Below are 18,489 nucleotides of genomic sequence, written 5' to 3'. Positions count from 1 at the left end.
CCGGTCAACCTAGCCGGGGCAGGGCGCGCAGCCGGACCACCACCCGGGCGGGCACCGCACCGGCCACCAGGCCGAGCAAGCCGACGCCCGCGACCATCCCGAAGTAGCGCACCGGGTCCGCGAACAGCCGCCACTGCCCGTCCTGCGCCACGCTGAACGCCCCGACCACCACGCCGCTGATGGCGCAGCCGAGCACCAACGCGACCACCACCGTGATCAACGCCTCCCAGTCGAGCAGCCGGTGCAGCTGCCGTGACGTGGCGCCGGCCAACCGCAGCTCCCCGAACTCCCTCCGCCTCGCCCCGGTGGCGACCGCGAACGTGTTGACCACCGCGATCGCGGTGAACCCCAACGACACCGCCACCATCAACTCCCACGCCGCCTGCTGGTTCTGCACCTCGCCGACACCCCCGGACCCGGCCGGGAACCCGCTCAGGTCCGGCTCGCCACGCAGGTAGACCGCGCCCACCAGCCCGCGCGGGTCGTGCGCCGCCACGAGCCCCGCGTCCAGCACCAGATCGCCGAACCCGCGCCAGTTCGAGTACACCGCCACCACCGGCAACACCACCCGCGTCCCATCGGCGAGCCAGAACGAGGGCCGGTCCCCGACCGCCCACCCGCGCCGCTCGGCCAACGGCCCGCTGACCGCCACCGATCCCTCCAGGACCCCGAGCTCTCCGTCCACGACGCCCAAGTCCAACGCGGACTCACCGGCCAGCCTCAACCCCTGCGCCGGGTAGTCCTCCGGTTTGCCGCCCTCGTCGACGACCACCCTCGTGCCGACCGTCAGCGCGGACCCCGTCACCGACGGCAACGCGGCCATCTTCTCCGCGGTCACCAACGGCAACCCCGACGCGTTCGCGACCTTCACCGTCGCCGGCGCCGTGCGCGCCGCCTCCTGCTCCGCCGTCACCGCGCCCAGGATGTCGCCGTTGACCAACATCGTCGCGTTGATGGCGAACATCAACGTCAGCGGGATCGCCACCCCCACCACCCGCCGGCTCTCGACCCGCGTCATCGCACCGGCGACCCGACCGGCGACACCCGCCGGCCCCACCACGCGGGACACCACCGCCGTCACCGCCCCGACGACCAGCGGCCCCACCGCCGCCAGCGCGCACAGCAGCAACGCGCACGACACGAAACCCATCCCCATGCCCAACGCCCCACCCAACGGCACCAGGACCAACACCGCCACCGCACCCGCCGCCGGCACGACCGCCGCCACCACCCTCGGCGCCCGGCTGCCGCCACCGGCCGTCACCGTCTCGCGCAACGCCTGCGTCGGCGAGATCCGCACGGCCCGCCGCGCCGCCACCGACGTCGCGCCCAACGTGACCGCCAACCCGACCACCGCCGCCGCGACCAGCACCAACGCGCTGACCGACACGGTGAACTGCGCCGGGACCGCCCCCAGCTCGCGGAACCGGCCGGCCACCAGGTGCGCCACGACCACGCCGACCGGCAGCGCCGGCACCGTCGCGACCACCGTGACCAGCGCGACCTCCGTCCCCAGCAACCGCCGCAACTGGCGCGGCGTCGCACCGGCCGTCCGCAACAGCGCCAACTCCCGCAACCGCTGCCGCACCGCCAGCGACACCGTCCCGGTCAGCACGAACACCGCCGCGAACCCCGTGATGCCGAGCACGAACCCGAAGATCGAAACACCGCCGATGTAGTCGGGCACCGCCCCCGGCAGGTCCCCGTTCACCTTGTCCGCCCCGGTGAACACCCCGACCCCGAGTCCTTCCAGCGCGGCGGCGACCTCCGTGACCTCCGCGCCCTCCGCCACCCGCACCGCGACCGCCGTCGGCCCGCTCAACCCCGACCACTCGACGACCTGCCGGTCCGCCACGAACACCGCCGCCTGCCCCGGCACACCTCCGCCGACCACCCCCGCCACCCGCACCTCACGGGCGCCGGTCTTCGTCGTCAGCCCCACCACCTGCCCGACCGCCAACCCCAGCTCCGACCCGACCGCCACCTCGCCGTCCGCGGGCTCGACCCCGTCCCGCAACGCGTACGGCGTCAACCCCGCCGAACCCCACCCGTGCCCCACCACCGCCGCGCGCTCCGGCGCCCGCACCGCGACTCCCGCGACGTCCAGCGCCACCGGGAACGCCACATCCGCCACCACCTCGCCGACCCCGGGAGTCGCGGCCACCCGCCCCACCAGCTCGCCGGGCAGCACCCCCGCCCCCGTCAACCGCTCGGTCTTGGTCTTCACCTTGACCTTGTCGCCCTTGTCCACCGACGTCGTGAGCTCGACCGCCCGTTCCGCCGCCACCACCACGTCCGCCCCGGCGAACCGGTCCCCACCCGGTCCCGCCGTCAACACCGAGTACAGCAGCAAGCCGCTGCCCGAGATCAACGCGACCGCCAGGAACGCCGTCAGGAAGGTCCCGGCGAAGGAACCGACCCGCCGCCGCACACTCGCCACCGCCAGCTTCACCATCATCGGGTCAGCTCCGTCATCCGTGCCGCCACCAGCTCCGCCGTCGGCGACGCCAGCTCGCCGGCCAGCCTGCCGTCCGCCAGGAACACCACCCGATCCGCCCACGCCGCCGCCGCCGGATCGTGCGTCACCATCACCACCGTCGCCGCGGACGAGTCCACGAACCCCCGCAGCAACCCCAGGACCTCCCGCCCGGTGGACAGGTCCAGCGCACCCGTCGGCTCGTCACCGAAGATCACCTCCGGTCGCCCCGCCAACGCCCGCGCCAACGCCACCCGCTGCTGCTGCCCACCGGACAACTCCCCGGGCCGGGCCCGCTCCCGCCCGCCGAGCCCGACCCGCTGCAAGACCTCGCGCGCCCACGCCTTGTCCGGCCGCGTCCCCGCGAACCTCTGCGGCAGCAACACGTTGTCCCACACCGTCAGCGCGTCCACCAGGTTGAACGACTGGAACACGAACCCGACGTGCCGCCGGCGCACCGCCGTCAACTTGGGCTCGCGCAACGCGCCGACCTCCTGCCCGGCCAGCACGACCCGCCCACCGTCCGGCAAGTCCAACCCGGCCGCGCAGTGCAACAACGTCGACTTACCGGACCCGGACGGCCCCATCACCGCCGTGAACGACCCCCGACCGAACCCGACCGACACCCGGTCCAACGCCCGCACCCGCCCGGCGTACACCTTCGTCACCTCGGTCAACGACACAACATCCGGCACCAATCCCATGCCGACAACCATCGCGCCGACAACCGCCGAAACCCACCGTGCGACCCCGGATCACGGGGGTATGGCCACCCCTACCACCGACACACCCGCTCCACCTTCCCCCCAACAGGAGGGCCACGACGGACCCGGCGCACCACCTCGAACCCGGTCATCCTGCTGATCTGCCCGTCCGGCGAGGACTCTTCCGTCTTTCCTCCCCCTCACCTCCCCAACCCGTGCTCATACGCGTAGATCACCGCGTGCACCCGCGTCCGAAGCCCCAACTTCGTGAGGATCCGGGCCACGTGCGTCTTCACCGTCCCCTCCTCGATCGTCAGCTCCGCCGCGATCTCCGCGTTGCTCAACCCCCGCACCACCTGCGCCAGCACCTCCTGCTCCCGGGGTGTGAGCCGGCCGACGTCCTGCGGCGCGGCCCGCGGCGAGAGCTGGGCGAACCGGGCGATCAGCCGTCCCGTCACCTTCGGGTCGATCAACCCGCGCCCTTCGTGCAGCCCGCGGACCGCGTCCAAGAGCATCGCCGGGTCGCTGTCCTTCAACAGGAACCCGCCCGCGCCCGCCGCCAGCGCGCCGAACAGGTACTCGTCCAGGTCGAACGTCGTCAACGCCAGCACCTTCGACCCGACCTCCGCCGCGCTCAACCGGGTGATCGCCGCGATCCCGTCGCCGTGCGGCATCCGCAGGTCCATGACGACCACGTCCGGCCTCCGGGTCAACGCCAGGTGGACCGCCTCGGTCCCGCTGCCAGCCTCACCGACCACCTCGATGTCCGGCTCGCCGTCCAGCACCATCCGCAGCGCTTCCCGCACCGCCCGCTGGTCGTCCGCCACGAGCACCCGGATCGGCACTAGCCGACCCTCCCCGTCGGCAACTCCGCGCGCACCGACCACCCCGCCCCGCCGGGCCCGACCACCAGCGTCCCGCCGACCGAGCGCACCCTTTCCCTCATCCCCCGAATGCCCTGCCCCTCCAGACCGGGCCGCACCGCTCCTCCCGCCCCGTCATCCACCACCGTCACCACCAGCACCTCCTGATCCCGCCGCACCCGCACGTCGACCCGACCCGCCGTCGAGTGCCTGACCACATTGGTCAACGCCTCCTGCACCACCCGGTACGCCGTGTGGTCGACCGCCGGCGGCACCGGCGCCGCCGCCCCGGACCAGCTCACCGTGATCCGCCGGTCCGGTCCGGAGAGCCTCTCCGCCAACTGCTCCACCTCGCCCAGCCCCACCCCCGCCGGCACGTCCCGCAGGGTGCTCAACATCTCCCTGACCTCCTCCAACGCCGACGACGACAGTTCGGCGATCGTCCCCAACGCCCGATCGGCGACCGGCGGCGCGCCGTCCAGCACCCGCCGCGCCGCCGTCGCCTGCATCCGGATCGCCGTGAGGTGGTGGCCCACGCTGTCGTGCACGTCCCGCGCCAGCCGGGCCCGGTCCTCCGCCAGCACCCGGTCGGCTTCCGCCACCAGGCGATCCGCCTCCGCCCGCTGCACCCGCAACGCCTGGTCCGCCCGTTCCCGGTGCAGCCGCAGCGCGTACCCGGTCGCCACCGGAGCCACGCCCATCACCACCAGGTCCGTGACCGTGAAGGCCTGCACCGGGCTGCCCGCGATCACCGCGCTGACCAGCACCCAGCACCCGCACACCGCCAGCACCAACCCCGGCGCGCGCTCGCGGTGGTAGACGGCCGCGCAGAACGTGCCCATCGTGACCAGCATCCCCGGCCACGCCGGCAGGAAACCGAGCCCGCCCAACCCCACCACCGCCGACAGCACCGCTCCCGTCAACGGCAGCACGCGCCGCAACAACAACGGCATCGCCACGCAGAGGCTGGACCCGACCAACACCGCCATCCCCGGCGGCGGCTGCCCCTTCCCCTCCCACAACGTCAGCAGCACCAGCACCGCCGCCACCGCTGGAACGAGCAGCCCTTCCCGCACCCACCTCACTCCCGCCGCCCCCTCCCGCCCACCGTCCTAGGCGGCTCCGCAGACCGCACCCTCACCCGGCAGCTCACCGGTCAACAAGTACCTGTGCACGTGTTCCCGGACGCACGGATGACCGCTCAGGTACAGCGCATGACCACCCTTCACCGGCAGGTACCGCGCGTTGCCCCACTGCGCCGCCACCCTGCGCGCGTCCTGCGGCGGCGTCGTGCCGTCGTACTCACCGCCGGCCACCAACACGGGCCCGGCCCCCGGCCCCAACTCCCGCAACCTCTCCGGCGGGTACGTCCCCTTCCCCGGCAACCCCGCGCAGTGGTACGCCATCGGCCACGCCGCCACCCACCCGATGTGCGGTGTGACCTGCCGCAACCGCGCCTCGAACGACTTCACGACCCGGTAGTCGGACGGGTACGGGAAGTCGGCGCAGAACATGATCCGGGACAGGTCGGGGTCACGCCCGCCGACCGGCTGCTCGGCGAAGCGCGTGGCGTCGCCCGCGTGGGCCTCCGCGATGGCCCGCGCCAACTCCGGCCACTCCTGCTCGAACCCCGGGTTGGTCCGCGACGCGATCCGGGAGGCGTTCACCGTCGTGCTCCCCGCCGGGATCGGCTCGCGCGCCGCCCGTTCCAGCACCTCGTCCCACACCTCCACCACGTCACGCCCGTGCAGCGCGCAGTCGACCTGCTCGCCGCACCACTGCGCGAACCGCTCCAGGTTGCGCTCCATCGTCCGGGCGCGCGGCAGCAGCCAGTCGACCCAGGACCGGGTCGTGTGGTCCAGCACGCTGTCCAGGTACATCCGCCCGACCCGCCCCGGGAAGCGCCGCGCGTAGGCCTGGGCGAACACCGTGCCGTAGGAGTTGCCGTAGTAGTCGAGCCGGTCCTGTCCCAGGGCCGCCCGGATCGCGTCCATGTCGTACGCGACCTGACGCGAGTCGAGGTGACCGGCCAACGGCCCGGCGGCCACCCGTCCGCAGTCGACGCCGAACCGGTGGTTCGCCGTCCGGTACCGCTCGTACTCGGCCTGGCCCGGCGACGCCCACTCCAGGTTCTCCGGCAGCGGCGCCGGGTACGGGCACGTGATCCCGGCGCTCGCCTCGAACCCGCGCGGGTCGGAGACCACGACGTCGAACCACCGGGTCAGGTCGCTGAACGCGCTCTTCGCGACGCGCAACACCGAGATCTGCTGCGCCGGCCCGCCCAGGTTGACCAGCAGCACGCCCTTCTTGGCGGCCTGGTCCCGCGCGGGCAGCCGCGCGACGGCCAGCCGCACCCGTTCACCGCGCGGCCTGCCCCAGTCCGCGGGCACCGCCACCTCGCCGCACTGCAACCCGTCCCCGCAGTCCGCCCACTCCAGCGGGCGTCCCTCGGCCTGCGACACACCCGGCGCCACGTTGAGCGCGGTGAGCAGGCAGACCGCCCCCACCACACCCCTGATCGCTTTCTTCATGCGCCCAGCGTCCCGGGCCGCCCCCACCCCCCACGTCTGCCTTTCGACAGATCTTCCCCGACCTCTTGTCCCGCTTGCCCGCCTACCTCGTCGCCGTGGGGTACTCGTAGCTCGCCGCCGGCTGGTCGACCTGCGGCAGGTCGTGGCCGAGCCGGTCGCGCTTCGCGGTCAGGTAGCCGATGTTGTGCGGGTTCGGCCGCATCAGGTGCGGCACGCGGGCCACGACCTCGATGCCGTCGGCCTCCAGCGCCTCGATCTTGTCCGGGTTGTTCGACATCAACCGAACCGACGTGACGCGCAGGTGCTTGAGCACGCGCGCGGCCGGTGAGTAGTCCCGGACGTCGACCGGCAGGCCGAGCGACGTCGCGGAGTCGAGTGTGTCCAGTCCCTGTTCGTCCTGGAGCACGTGCGTGCGCACCTTCGCCACCAGGCCGATGCCCCGCCCCTCGTGGCCGCGCAGGTAGACCAGGATGCCGCTGCCCTCCGCCACGATCCGGTCCAGCGCCGCGTCGAGCTGGTCGCCGCACTCGCAGCGCATCGCGCCGAAGAGGTCACCGGTCATGCACTCCGAGTGCACGCGCACCAGCACGTTCTCGCGCAACGCGGTCTTGCCGTAGACGAGCGCCATGTGCTCGTGGCCGTCGGCCCGGAACGCGATCGCGCGGAACGTGCCGCGTCTCGTGACCAGGTCCGACTCCGCCACGTCCTCGTCGTTGAAGGTTTCCTCGCGCATCCGGCTCCCTCGTCACACGACCCCGACACCGACGAGAGTTCACTACGCTCGACCGGTACTTGCACCGTAGCTCGCTCATCCGGCGGAGGTCACCCTGTTCAGCATCACCGTTCGCGATCACGTGATGGTCGCCCACAGCTTCCGCGGCGAGGTCTTCGGTCCGGCCCAACGCCTGCACGGGGCCACGTTCGTGGTGGACGCGAAGTTCAAGCGGGCCGAGCTCGACGCCGACAACATCGTGGTCGACATCGGACTCGCCACCGAGCGGCTGCGCGCCGTTCTCGGCGAGCTCAACTACCGCAACCTCGACGACGTGCCGGAGTTCGCCGGGGTGAACACGTCGACCGAGTTCCTGGCCAAGCACATCGCGGACGAGCTGGCGGAGGCCGTGCACGCGGGTTCGCTCGGCGAGGGCGCGCGCGGGCTCTCCGGGATCGAGGTCTCGCTGCACGAGTCGCACGTGGCCTGGGCGAGCTACGAACGCCCGTTGTGACGGTCCACTTCGTCCTGCCCGGCGGGGTGGACGACCCGGCGTCGCCCAGCGGCGGCAACGCCTACGACCGGCGGGTGCTCGACGGGCTCGCCGCGGCACGGGGGATCGCGGCACGCGAGATCGCGGTGCCCGGCACGTGGCCGCGACCCGGGACCGCGGCCCGCTCGGCGTTGGGGCGGGCGCTGGGCGGGATCCCCGACGGCTCGGTCGTCGTGCTCGACGGGCTGGTGGCGTGCGGGGTGCCGGAGGTCGTCGTGCCGCACGCCGACCGGCTGCGGCTGGTGATCCTGGTGCACCTGCCGCTGGCCGACGAGACGGGCCTGCCACCGGCTCTGGCGGCACGGCTCGACGCCGCCGAGCGGGAGGTCCTGCGCGCCGCCCGCGCCGTCGTGGCGACCAGCCCGTCGGCGGCCCGGCGGCTCGCCTCGCGCCACGGGTTGGCGCAGGTCCACGTCGTCGTGCCCGGCACCGATCCCGCGCCGCCCGCCACCGGCACGGACGGCGCGTCCCGCCTCCTGTGCGTCGCCTCCCTCACGCCCCGCAAGGGGCACGACGTGCTGGTGCGCGCCTTGGCCGCGGTGGCCGACCTGCCGTGGACCTGCGCGTTCGTCGGACCCGGGCGGTCGCCGGTCCGCGACCTCGTCGACCGGCACGGGCTGGGTTCGCGGATCGAGCTGCCCGGTCCCCTCAGCGGACCGGCGCTCGCCCACGAGTACGCGACGGCGGACCTGTTCGTGCTGGCGTCGTTGGCCGAGACCTACGGGATGGTGGTGACGGAGGCGTTGGCGCGCGGCGTGCCGGTGGTGGCCAGCGCCGTGCCGGACGCGCTCGGCGCCGGCGGGGTGCTGCTGCCGGCGGGCGACGTGCCGGCGTTCGCCGAAGCCCTGCGTCGGTGGTTCACCGACGACGAGTGGCGGCGTGACCTGCGCGCTCGTGCTGCGGCACGCCGCCAGGAGTTGTCCACATGGGACGAAACGGCCGTTGCGCTGGCCGAGGTGCTGGCTACTCTGCGGCCATGAGCACCTTCGCACCGGAATGGCTGTCGCTGCGCGAGAAGGCCGACGCCGAGGCCCGCGCGCTGGACCTGGTCGACCGGCTCTTGAAGATCGATCTGAACCGGACACCCCTCGTGGTGCGTGATCTCGGGTGTGGGACGGGATCGCTGGGACGATGGCTCGCCGGCCGGCTGGGTGGCGCGCAGCACTGGGTGCTGCACGACCGCGACCCCCGGCTGCTCAGCATCGCGGCGGCGACGATGAGCGGGGTGACGATCGAGACGCACGAGGGCGACCTCACCGGGCTGACCGGCGCGGACATCGCCGGCACGTCGCTGGTCACCGCGTCCGCGCTGCTGGACCTGCTGACCGCCGAGGAGGTGGACGCGCTGGCCGCGGCGTGCGTCGACGCGGGCTGTCCGGCGCTGTTGACGCTGTCGGTGGCGGGTCGGGTGGAGTTCGACCCGGCCGAGTCGCTGGACGCCGAGTTCGAGGCCGCGTTCAACGGGCACCAGCGGCGGGTGGTCGACGGTCGTCGCCTGCTGGGGCCGGACGCGGTCGCGGTCGCCGTGGAGGCGTTCGAGCGGCGGGGCGCGGAGGTGACCACGAGTCCCAGCCCGTGGCGGCTCGGGCCGGAGCAGGCGGCGCTGGCGGGGGAGTGGTTGCGCGGGTGGGTGGGGGCGGCGGTGGAGCAGGAACCCGGCTTGGCCGCCGAGGCGCCCGGCTACCTGCGGCGCAAGCTCGACAACGGCCGACGCGTGGTGGTGCACCACACGGACCTCTTGGCGGTCGTCCCTTGACGCACCGCTTCCGGTGGCGCACCACTGCCCTTCGCCACACGACTGTCCTCGTCCGCACCACCATCACACGCGCGTGGCCCTGGCTCCGGCTCTTGGCGGCCGTCGCCATCCTGATCGCCCTGGGCCACCGCCTGGGCGCCGACGCCTTCGTGGCCGGTCTGCGCGCGGTCGACGGGTGGGCGGTGGCCGCCGCGGTGGGCATCGGGCTGCTCACCACCGTGTCCGGCGCCTGGCGGTGGTGCCTGATCGCCCGCCGCCTCGGTCTGCCGCTCACCCTCCCCGCCGCGGTCTCCGACTACTACCGCGGCCTGCTCCTCAACGCCGTCCTGCCCGCCGGGGTGCTCGGTGACGTCCACCGGGCGGTGAGCCACGGACGGCAGGCCGGTGACGTGGGGCGCGGCGTCCGAGCCGTCGTGTTCGAGCGCGGCGCCGGGCAGGTCCTGCTGGTCGCCCTCGGCATCGCGGTCCTGTGCGCCGACCCCCTGACGACCTTCTCCACCGGCCTGACCCCGATCCTCCTCACCGTGGCCTCGGCCTCGGCCGTGGCGCTGACGCTCGCCTGCCTCTCCCCGAAGCTCCGCCGAGCCGCCCGGACCACCTGGGCCGACGCCCGCACCGGCCTGGTGAACCGCGACGTCCTGCCCAAGGTCGCCCTCCTGTCGGCGGTGACCCTGGCCGGCCACGTGGCGCTGTTCCTGGTCGCAGCCAGGGCCGCCGGCGCGCAGGCGCCGACCGCCCGGCTCGTCCCGCTGGTCGTGCTCGCCCTGCTGGTCATGGCCGTCCCGCTGAACGTCGGCGGGTTCGGGCCGCGGGAGGTGTTCCTGGCGGTGGCGTTCGGGGCGGCCGGGTTCGGCGCCGCGCAAGGGGTCGCCACCGGTGTCGTCTACGGCGTGCTGGCGCTGATCGGCAGCCTGCCCGGCGTCTTCACCCTCTTCCGGGGACGGCCGCGGCGAACGCGACGGTCAGAACAGCTCCAGGTACGGCCCGAACGCCTCGACCAGCCCCGCGAGCACGTCCCGGCCCTTGTCGGCTGACGCCAGCGACGGCCGCCCGACCACCCCCGAAGACGTGTACGGCGCGAGTCCCCGCGTGAGCATGTGCGGCCGGTCGTCGGCCAGGTGGTCGCTGGTCTCGTACCCGGGTTTCACCAGCTCCGGGTGGGCGTGCAGGAGGATCGAGGTCTCCAGCTCGCCCGCGTGCATGTCGCTGCGCGACGACGTCTCGAGCCCGGCGGCGGCCCGTGCCGCGGCCCAGTCGCCGCTGCCGGGGAACAACGCCATCCCCTCCGACTCCTGCACCACGTTCGACAGCACGTAGTTCCCGCCGTGCCCGCTGACCAGCACCAGGTTCGGCACACCCGACCGCCGCAACGAGTCCGCCACGTCCCGCACCACCGCGTACAGCGTCCGCGCCGAGATGCTCACCGTGCCGGGCCACGCGGCGTGCTCGTGCGAGCACGAGATCGTGATCGGCGGGAGCAGCTGCACGGGGTGCGCGTCGGCGATCGCCCGCGCGACCGCGCAGGCCACGACCGTGTCCGTGGCCAGCGGCAGGTACGGGCCGTGCTGCTCGTGGCTGCCCACGGGCAACACCGCCACGGTCGCCGCACGCGCACGCACGTCTTCGGTGGTGTCAGACAGGTACATACGCGGCACGGTAGCCAACGCCGGCGCCCAACCCCCTCCGCCAACCCCTTCCGTCAACTGCCGTAGTCGACGCGGTGGCACAGGGGCGGCAGCGCGCCGCCGGCCAGCACGGACGGCAGGTCGTCGAACCGGCTCTCCCCGGTGATCAGCGCGTCGAAGACGGGGTCGGCGAGCAGGTCCAGCGCCAGCGCCATCCGCTCGGCGTACGTGCGGTCCGGCCGCGCCACCACCCCCACCTGGCTGCTGCGCAACCGCAGCCGCCCCGAGTGGAAGAACTCGCCGAGCGGCACCGACACCCGCCGGTCGCCGTACCAGCTCAGCTCCACCACCTGCCCTTCCGGCGCGAGCAGCGCCAACGACCGCGCCAGCCCCTCCTCGGACGCGCTCGCGTGCACGACCAGGTCGCAGTTCCCCGAGGCTTCCTCGGGCGACGCGAACCCGACACCCAGCGCGGCGGCCACCGACGCGCGGCCCGGGTCCGCGTCCACCAGTTGCAGCCGCACGCCCGGGAACCGGGCCAGCACGGCGGCCACGCTGCACCCCACCATCCCGCCGCCGACGACCGCGATCCGGTCGCCGATCATCGGCTTGGCGTCCCACAGCGCGTTCACCGCCGTCTCCACCGTCCCGGCGAGCACCGCGCGCGCGGCGGGCACCGAGTCCGGCACGGGCGTCACGGCGTCGGCCGGCACCACGTAACGCGTCTGGTGTGGATAGAGGCAGAACACCGTGCGGCCGAGCAGCGGTCCTCCTTCCACCACACCGACGTTGAGGTAGCCGTACTTCACCGGCCACGGGAAGTCGCCCTCCTGGAACGGCGCCCGCATCACGTCGTGCTGGCTCTCCGGCACGCCGCCGCGCAGGACCAGGCTCTCGGTGCCCCGGCTGATCCCCGAGTACAGCGTGCGCACCACCACGTCGTCGGGTCCGGGCTCGGCGAGCGCCACGTCCCGGATCTCACTTTTTCCCGATGAGGTGAACCACAGGGCCCTCGCCGAGCGTGTCATCTAGTACAACCTCCGGACAACGGGGCCACCGCCACGAGGGGCACGATGACGACACTCCACCACAGCGCGACCTCGCGGACGACCGGGCCGCCGTTCGCGGAGCAGTGGCGACCCAACGCCGAGCCCGCCGCGTGGGCCGGCGCCCAGGTGATCCTGCTCGGCGTGCTGGAGGGCACGGTCGGGTTGGGCGTGCTCGGCTGGCTCGCGGGCATCGCCTACGCGGTGGCGAGCCAGGCGTTGCTGAGCGGCGCGGTGCAGCGGTCGTCGCGCGGGGCGCTCGGGCCGGCCGACCGGGTCACGGTGGTCAGGGGGCTGCTGGTCGGCGGCGTCACGGCGCTGGTGGCCGACGGCGGCGCGCACCCGGCGCTGCTGGTCGTGGCCGCCTCCGTCGCGCTGGCGCTGGACTTCGTGGACGGGCAGGTGGCACGCCGCACCGGCACCGCGTCGGCGATGGGCGCGCGGTTCGACATGGAGGTCGACGCGTTCCTGATCCTGGTGCTGAGCGTGCACGTGTCGCTCACCCTCGGCCCCTGGGTCGTGGTGATGGGCGCGCTGCGGTACGCGTTCGTCGCGGCTTCCCGGGGCCTGGCCTGGTTGAGGGGCGCGCTGCCGCCGAGCTACGCCCGCAAGGCCGTGGCCGCGGTGCAGGGCGTCGCGCTCGTGGTCGCCGCGTCCGGCCTGCTGCCGCACCCCGGAGTCCTCGTCGGACTCGCGCTGGCCTCGCTGCTCTGGTCGTTCGGCCGTGACGTCGCCTGGTTGTGGCGCACCGCCCCCGCATCGATGGAAGGAGTCAGCCATGTCTGACGCGGCCCGGACCAACGTCAACGTCGGCCACCTCGCCCTGTGGGTGTTGCAGGTGCTGCTGGCCGCGTACTTCGTCTACAGCGGGGTGTCGCTGCTCGGCGACGACTTCGTCGGCAAGTTCGACCGGATCGGGTCCGGCCAGTGGCTGCGGTACGTGACCGGGGTGCTGGAGCTCGCCGGCGCGCTCGGCCTGCTCGTGCCGCGGCTGTGCGGGCTCGCCGCGCTCGGCCTGGTCGGCGTGATGGCGGGCGCGGTCGTCACGGAGCTGTTCGTCCTGGGCGACACCGAGGGCGCGGTGCTGCCCGCCTTGCTGCTCGTGCTCGCCGCCGCGGTGGCGCTGGGCCGCCGGGACACCGTCCGCGCGGTGCTTCAGAGCTTCGGGAAGTAGCGCAGCACGGCGACGTCACCGAGCTTGCTCACGTCCTCGAGGTAGAAGCGGCGCGCCGGGCCGCCGGGGAACTCGGCCGGGTTGAGGAACCTCGGCGCGGCGGCCTGCCCGATCAGCATCGGGGCGACCGCCATCCGGATCTCGTCGGCCAACCCGGCGGCCAGGAACGCGGTGTGGATCGTGCCGCCGCCCTCCACCATGAGCCGGTCCACGCCACGCGCGCCGAGGTCGTCCAACAACGCGCCGAAGTCGACCTCCGGTCCCAGCGACACGACCTCCGCGAGGTCGCCGACGGCCTCGACGGCCCGGCCGCGACCGGCCTCCGCCGTGTAGACGATCTTGTCGCCGCCGTGGTGCCAGAACTTGAGCGTCGGGTCGAGGTCGCCGCTGCCGGTCACGGTCACCTTCACCGGGTACTCGGGACGGCCCTCGGCCACCCGGGCGGCGCGCCGGTGCGCGCCGTTGACCAGCAGGCGCGGGTTGTCGCGGCGGATCGTGGCGGCGCCGACCAGGATCGCGCCGGACTCCGCGCGCACCTGGTCCACGTGGTCGAAGTCCTCGGCGTTGGACAGCGGGAACCGGTGCGCGCTGCGGTCGTCGATGTAGCCGTCCACGCTGACGGCCACGCTGAGCAGGACGTACGGACGGGTCACGGGCCCCACCGTACCGAGGTCCTCTCGTGCTCCAGGACGATCCGGCGCGTGCTTCGCCCTCGTACCATTCAGCCCGTGCACGACGTCCTCCGCTCGACGTGGGGTGAACCCCGACCCCGCCACCCGCCGACGCGGGTGTGGCGGGACTGGGCGCTGGTGGGCGTGCTCGTGCCGGCGGCGGCGCTGGAGATGGCGCTGCGGCCGGACTTCCCGTGGCGCGGCCTGTGGGCCGTGGTCGTGATCGGGCTGGCGCCCGCGCTGCTGTGGCGTCGGACCCGGCCACTGCTGGTGCTCGTCGTCGCCTTCGCCGCCACGGGCCTGGTCCCGCTGGTCACCGGCGGGGACCGGGCCGAGCCCTACACCTCGGCGTTCGTGCTGATCCTGGTGTACTCGGTGGTCAGGTGGGGTTCCGGGCGCGAGGCGGTGATCGGCCTGGTCGTCGTGCTCGGCAGCGCGTGCTTCGCCATGGCGTCGCGCCACCTGGCCCTCGTCGACGCGGTCGCCGGGCTCACCGTGGTGCTCACGGCCACCGCTTCCGGCGTCGCGACGCGGTACCGGGCCGTCCTGCGGACGCGTGAGCTCGACCAGGCGAAGCTGGTGGAGCGGGAACGGCTGGCCCGCGACCTGCACGACACGGTCGCCCACCACGTGTCCGCCATCGCGATCCGCGCCCAGGCAGGCCTCGCGACCGCCGTGACGCAGCCGGACGCCGCGACCGACGCGCTGCGCCTGATCGAGGCCGAGGCCTCGCGCGCCCTCGCCGAGATGCGCGCGATGGTGCGCGTCCTGCGGCGTGACGAACCCGCGGACCTGGCGCCCAGCCCGCGCATCACCGACCTCGGGCAGCTCGCGACCAGCCCCCGCGGCGGACCGTCGGTCGAGGTGGGCCTCGCGGGCGACCTGGACGACGTGCACCCGTCGGTCGACGCCGCCGTCTACCGGCTGGCCCAGGAAGCGGTCACCAACGCCCGCCGGCACGCCCGGCACGCCACCCGCATCGAGGTGCGCGTCGCCGCCGACGACACGTCCGTGCACCTGCGCGTGAGCGACGACGGCGACGTGCCCGCCGGTCCGGCCGCCGCGCCGGGGTACGGGCTCATCGGCATGTTCGAGCGCGTCGACCTGCTCGGCGGCACCTGCGCCGCCGGCCCGGACCACGAGCGGGGCTGGACCGTGACCGCCACCCTGCCCCGGACGGGAACGGGCGCGTGAGCGTCCGGGTGGTCGTCGCCGACGACCAGGAGATCGTCCGCACCGGGCTCACGATGATCCTCGACGCCCAGCCGGGCATCGAGGTCGTCGGCTCGGCGGGGGACGGTCGGCGTGCCGTGGAACTCGCCAGGCGGCTGCGCCCCGACGTGTGCCTGTTCGACATCCGGATGCCCGGTCTGGACGGCATCGAGGCGGCCCGGCTGCTGGCCGGACCGGGCGTGGCGGACCCGCTCGCCGTCGTCGTCATCACCACGTTCGACCTGGACGAGTACGTCTTCGCCGCGCTCCGGGCCGGCGCGGTCGGCTTCCTGCTCAAGGACGCCGGCCCCGCGCTGCTCGCCCAAGCCGTCCACGCCGCCGCCGAGGGCGACGCGCTCATCGCGCCGAGCGTCACCGCACGGCTGCTGAAGACCTTCGCCGCCACCGGACCCGCCACCCCGCCCCAACCGGTCGCACCGCTCACGGACCGCGAGGAGCAGGTCCTCGTCACCGTGGCGCGGGGCCGGACCAACGGCGAGATCGCCGACGAGCTCCACATCACCCTGAGCACGGTCAAGACCCACATCGCGAGCCTGATGGCCAAACTGGGCGTCCGCAACCGCGTCGAGATCGCCCTGTGGGCCTACGAGACCGACCGCCTCGCCCACCGCCCCGGCGGCGGGCCGCACCGCCCCGGCCGAAAGTACTAGCCGCGCCTGCCGGGAGTACCACCCGACTCCGGCCCTTCTCCCGATGTCCGCCCCGCCGCCGGTCACCAGACTCGGACCACCGAGACCGGACCACCGACACCGGACCGACGAAGGGCCTCCCGTGACCTCCTCCACCAGGGCCGACTGGCTCGTGCCGACCGCGCTCGTCGCGCTCGCGCTCATCCCGATGGCCGGCGGCGCCATCCGCCTCACCGATCTGGCGGGCGGCGAGGTCACCGCGGAGAACGCGAGGTTCTTCGCCGCGCCGGCGCCGGTGGTGCTGCACATCTTCAGCGCCGTCCTGTACTGCCTCGGGGGCGCTTTCCAGTTCTCCGCCGGGTTCCGCCGGCGCAAGCCCGCCACCCACCGCGTCCTCGGCCGGGTCCTCGTCCCGGCGGGCGTCCTGATGGGACTCACCGGCCTGTGGATGACCTTGTTCTACCCCTACCCGGAGGGTGACGGCGACCTCCTCGCCGCCTTCCGCCTGGTGACCGGCTCGGGCACCGTCCTGGCCCTCGTCCTCGGCTTCCACGCGATCCGCCGCCGCGACGTCCGCCGCCACCGCGCCTGGATGGTCCGGGCCTACGCCCTCGCCCAGGGCGCGGGCACGCAAGCGCTGGTCACCATCGCCTGGGTGCTGCTCGTCGGCCCGGCCACCGGTATGACCAGGACACTGCTCCTCGGCCTCGGCTGGGTGATCAACATCGCGGTCGCGGAGTGGGTCGTCCGTGAACCGGGCAGGGGCCGGCGCACGTTCTACCGGGCAAGGAGAGCAGAGAGGACCGCATGACCGACGCCCCCGAAGCCGCCGACGCCCCCGATGCCGTTGAAGCACCGTCCGCAGCCGGCGCCCGTCGCGACCGGCGCCGGATCGCCGGCACCGCCCTGGCCGCCGCGCTGGTCCTGCTCGCCCTGCTCATGCCGAGCGACCTCGCGTCGCTGACCCCCGCCACCTTCCTCCGCCTCCCGGTCGAAGCGCTGCTCGGGGTGGTGCTGGTCCTGGTCCTGCCCGAACGGGCGCGGCGCGTCGCGGCGCCGGTCGGCGGGGCCGTGCTCGGCGTCCTGCTCGTGGTGAAGGCGCTGGACATCGGTTTCGACGCGGTGCTGCACCGGCCGTTCGACCTGGTGCTCGACTGGCCGTTGCTCGCGCCCGCCGTGGACTACGTGGACGTGACAGCGGGGCGGTTCGCGGCGGTGGCGGCCGTCGTCCTGACCGTGCTGCCGGCGGTCGCGGTGGTGTTCCTGACCGCGCGGTCCGCCCTGCGGCTCAGCGGGGTCGTGGCCCGCCACCGGGCCGCCGCCACCCGCGCCGTCGCCGTGCTCGCCGTCGTGTGGACCACCCTCGCCGCACCGGGCCTCCAGCTCAGCCCCGCCGGTCCGGTCGCGTCGCGCAGCACGGCGGGGTTCGCCTACGACCAGGCGCGCCGGGTGCAGGCCGGGCTGCGCGACCGCGACCGGTTCGCCGCCGAGTCGGCGGTCGACCCGTTCGCCGGCGCGGCGGCGGGGGAGGCGCTGACCTCGTTGCGCGGCAAGGACGTCGTCGTGGCGTTCGTCGAGAGCTACGGGCGCGCCGCGGTCGAGCACCCGGAGATGGCCCCGCACGTCGGCGCGGCGCTCGACGCGGGCACCCGCCGACTCGCGGAGGCCGGGTACGGCGCGCGCAGCGCGTTCCTCACCTCGCCGACGGCCGGCGGTGGGAGCTGGCTGGCCCAGGCCACCCTGCTGTCCGGGCTGTGGATCGACAACCAGCAGCGCTACCGCACCCTGCTGGCCGGCGGCCGGTTGACGCTCGGCGGCGCGTTCCGGCGCGCGGGCTGGCGCTCCGTGGGCGTCATGCCGGGCATCACGAAGGCCTGGCCGGAAGGCGGGTTCTTCGACTACGACCGGATCTACGCGTTCGACGACCTCGGCTACCGCGGTCCGCGCTTCGGCTACGCCACCACGCCCGACGAGTTCACCATGGCGAGGTTCCAGCAGTTCGAGCGCGCCGCCGGGCACGCGCCCGTGATGGCGGTGATCCCCCTGCTGTCCAGCCACGCGCCGTGGTCGCCCGCGCCGACGGCGGTCGGCTGGGCGGACGTCGGCGACGGCTCGGTGTTCCACTCCATGGCCTCGGGGGAGGCCCCGGCGGAGGACATGTTCGGCCGCGACCCGGCGCTCGTGCGGTCCGACTACGCGCGCACGGTCGAGTACTCGGTCGACACCCTGGTGTCCTACGTCGAGACCTACGGCGACGACGACCTCGTGCTCGTCTTCCTCGGCGACCACCAGCCCGCGCCGTTCGTCACCGGCCCGGACGCGGGTCGGGACGTGCCGATCACCATCGTGACCCGCGACCGGGCCGTGCTCGACCGGACCGACGGCTGGGGCTGGACCGACGGCCTCAAGCCCGGCGCCCAAGCCCCGGTGCGCCCCATGAGCACTTTCCGGGACCAGTTCCTGACCACGTTCCGGTGACGGCTTCCGGTGGAGCGGGGCACTCATCAGCGGCGAAT

19 protein-coding genes are annotated in these 18,489 nt (G+C 73.9%); 10 read left to right on the top strand and 9 right to left on the bottom strand.

What is annotated here, in order from left to right:
* Positions 1–4: 4 nt before the first annotated feature.
* The 6 genes from EDD40_RS44405 to ribA all read right to left on the bottom strand — a co-directional run bounded on the left by EDD40_RS44405 (position 5) and on the right by ribA (position 7,307).
* Positions 5–2,458: an FtsX-like permease family protein gene (locus EDD40_RS44405; protein ID WP_281277794.1), complete on the bottom strand. Its 2,454-nt coding sequence runs from the start codon at positions 2,456–2,458 to the stop codon at positions 5–7.
* Positions 2,455–3,180: an ABC transporter ATP-binding protein gene (locus tag EDD40_RS17405; protein ID WP_123743857.1), complete on the bottom strand. Its 726-nt coding sequence runs from the start codon at positions 3,178–3,180 to the stop codon at positions 2,455–2,457. Before EDD40_RS17405 ends, EDD40_RS44405 begins: the two co-directional genes overlap by 4 nt.
* A 200-nt stretch (positions 3,181–3,380) precedes the next feature.
* On the bottom strand, positions 3,381–4,025 hold the full coding sequence (locus EDD40_RS17400; protein ID WP_123743856.1) for a response regulator transcription factor: 645 nt from the start codon (positions 4,023–4,025) through the stop codon (positions 3,381–3,383).
* Positions 4,025–5,128 (bottom strand): sensor histidine kinase, encoded by a 1,104-nt coding sequence (locus EDD40_RS44400; RefSeq protein WP_148088830.1) that lies wholly within the window; start codon positions 5,126–5,128, stop codon positions 4,025–4,027. Before EDD40_RS44400 ends, EDD40_RS17400 begins: the two co-directional genes overlap by 1 nt.
* Before the next feature lie 27 nt (positions 5,129–5,155).
* Complete coding sequence (locus tag EDD40_RS17390; protein ID WP_123743854.1) at positions 5,156–6,574, bottom strand: alpha/beta hydrolase; 1,419 nt, start codon at positions 6,572–6,574, stop codon at positions 5,156–5,158.
* 82 nt (positions 6,575–6,656) lie between these two features.
* Positions 6,657–7,307, bottom strand: coding sequence for a GTP cyclohydrolase II (gene ribA, locus EDD40_RS17385; protein WP_123743853.1), 651 nt, complete (start codon positions 7,305–7,307; stop codon positions 6,657–6,659).
* Between the two features lie 94 nt (positions 7,308–7,401).
* Between ribA and EDD40_RS17380 the strand changes: the two genes are divergently transcribed.
* The 4 genes from EDD40_RS17380 to EDD40_RS17365 all read left to right on the top strand — a co-directional run bounded on the left by EDD40_RS17380 (position 7,402) and on the right by EDD40_RS17365 (position 10,629).
* A complete protein-coding gene (locus EDD40_RS17380) occupies positions 7,402–7,800 on the top strand; it encodes a 6-pyruvoyl trahydropterin synthase family protein (RefSeq protein WP_123743852.1) in 399 nt (132 codons plus the stop codon).
* Positions 7,797–8,819, top strand: coding sequence for a glycosyltransferase family 4 protein (locus tag EDD40_RS17375; protein WP_123743851.1), 1,023 nt, complete (start codon positions 7,797–7,799; stop codon positions 8,817–8,819). The genes EDD40_RS17380 and EDD40_RS17375 overlap by 4 nt, the downstream gene beginning before the upstream one ends.
* The gene (locus tag EDD40_RS17370) at positions 8,816–9,595 is read left to right on the top strand and encodes a class I SAM-dependent methyltransferase (protein WP_123743850.1); all 780 of its coding nucleotides are present in this window, start codon (positions 8,816–8,818) and stop codon (positions 9,593–9,595) included. Before EDD40_RS17375 ends, EDD40_RS17370 begins: the two co-directional genes overlap by 4 nt.
* A gap of 92 nt (positions 9,596–9,687) precedes the next feature.
* A complete protein-coding gene (locus EDD40_RS17365; protein ID WP_246037710.1) occupies positions 9,688–10,629 on the top strand; it encodes a lysylphosphatidylglycerol synthase transmembrane domain-containing protein in 942 nt (313 codons plus the stop codon).
* On the opposite strand, the gene EDD40_RS17360 is transcribed toward EDD40_RS17365, so the two are convergent.
* Together EDD40_RS17360 and EDD40_RS17355 are read right to left on the bottom strand one after the other, a co-directional pair.
* On the bottom strand, positions 10,558–11,241 hold the full coding sequence (locus EDD40_RS17360) for a creatininase family protein (protein WP_123743849.1): 684 nt from the start codon (positions 11,239–11,241) through the stop codon (positions 10,558–10,560). The genes EDD40_RS17365 and EDD40_RS17360 overlap by 72 nt on opposite strands.
* Positions 11,242–11,294: 53 nt before the next feature.
* Positions 11,295–12,248 carry a zinc-dependent alcohol dehydrogenase gene (locus EDD40_RS17355; RefSeq protein ID WP_123743848.1) on the bottom strand — a complete coding sequence of 318 codons (954 nt, stop codon included), beginning with the start codon at positions 12,246–12,248 and terminating at the stop codon, positions 11,295–11,297.
* Between the two features lie 45 nt (positions 12,249–12,293).
* On the opposite strand from EDD40_RS17355, the gene EDD40_RS17350 reads away from it, so the two are divergent.
* On the top strand, positions 12,294–13,052 hold the full coding sequence (locus EDD40_RS17350; protein ID WP_123743847.1) for a CDP-alcohol phosphatidyltransferase family protein: 759 nt from the start codon (positions 12,294–12,296) through the stop codon (positions 13,050–13,052).
* Positions 13,045–13,440, top strand: coding sequence for a DoxX family protein (locus EDD40_RS17345; RefSeq protein WP_123743846.1), 396 nt, complete (start codon positions 13,045–13,047; stop codon positions 13,438–13,440). The genes EDD40_RS17350 and EDD40_RS17345 overlap by 8 nt, the downstream gene beginning before the upstream one ends.
* Here EDD40_RS17345 and EDD40_RS17340 read toward each other — a convergent pair.
* Positions 13,422–14,093, bottom strand: coding sequence for a RibD family protein (locus EDD40_RS17340; RefSeq protein WP_123743845.1), 672 nt, complete (start codon positions 14,091–14,093; stop codon positions 13,422–13,424). The two genes, EDD40_RS17345 and EDD40_RS17340, sit on opposite strands and share 19 nt — an antisense overlap.
* A 75-nt stretch (positions 14,094–14,168) precedes the next feature.
* Here EDD40_RS17340 and EDD40_RS17335 point away from each other — a divergent pair, with 75 nt between their 5' ends.
* The 4 genes from EDD40_RS17335 (at position 14,169) to EDD40_RS17320 (ending at position 18,451) form a co-directional block, all read left to right on the top strand.
* Positions 14,169–15,305, top strand: a complete 1,137-nt coding sequence (locus EDD40_RS17335; protein ID WP_123743844.1) for a sensor histidine kinase — start codon at positions 14,169–14,171, stop codon at positions 15,303–15,305.
* Positions 15,302–15,994, top strand: a complete 693-nt coding sequence (locus EDD40_RS17330; RefSeq protein ID WP_123743843.1) for a response regulator — start codon at positions 15,302–15,304, stop codon at positions 15,992–15,994. Before EDD40_RS17335 ends, EDD40_RS17330 begins: the two co-directional genes overlap by 4 nt.
* A 121-nt stretch (positions 15,995–16,115) precedes the next feature.
* Positions 16,116–16,784, top strand: a complete 669-nt coding sequence (locus EDD40_RS17325) for a DUF2306 domain-containing protein (RefSeq protein ID WP_246037709.1) — start codon at positions 16,116–16,118, stop codon at positions 16,782–16,784.
* Positions 16,781–18,451, top strand: a complete 1,671-nt coding sequence (locus EDD40_RS17320) for a sulfatase-like hydrolase/transferase (RefSeq protein WP_246037708.1) — start codon at positions 16,781–16,783, stop codon at positions 18,449–18,451. Before EDD40_RS17325 ends, EDD40_RS17320 begins: the two co-directional genes overlap by 4 nt.
* Positions 18,452–18,489: the final 38 nt, after the last annotated feature.

Origin of the sequence: Saccharothrix texasensis, assembly GCF_003752005.1 — a bacterium.
In the GTDB taxonomy this organism is placed as follows: Bacteria; Actinomycetota; Actinomycetes; order Mycobacteriales; family Pseudonocardiaceae; genus Actinosynnema; species Actinosynnema texasense.
Note: the sequence above shows the minus strand (reverse complement) of the source record. Positions and strands in the feature narration are given on the sequence as shown.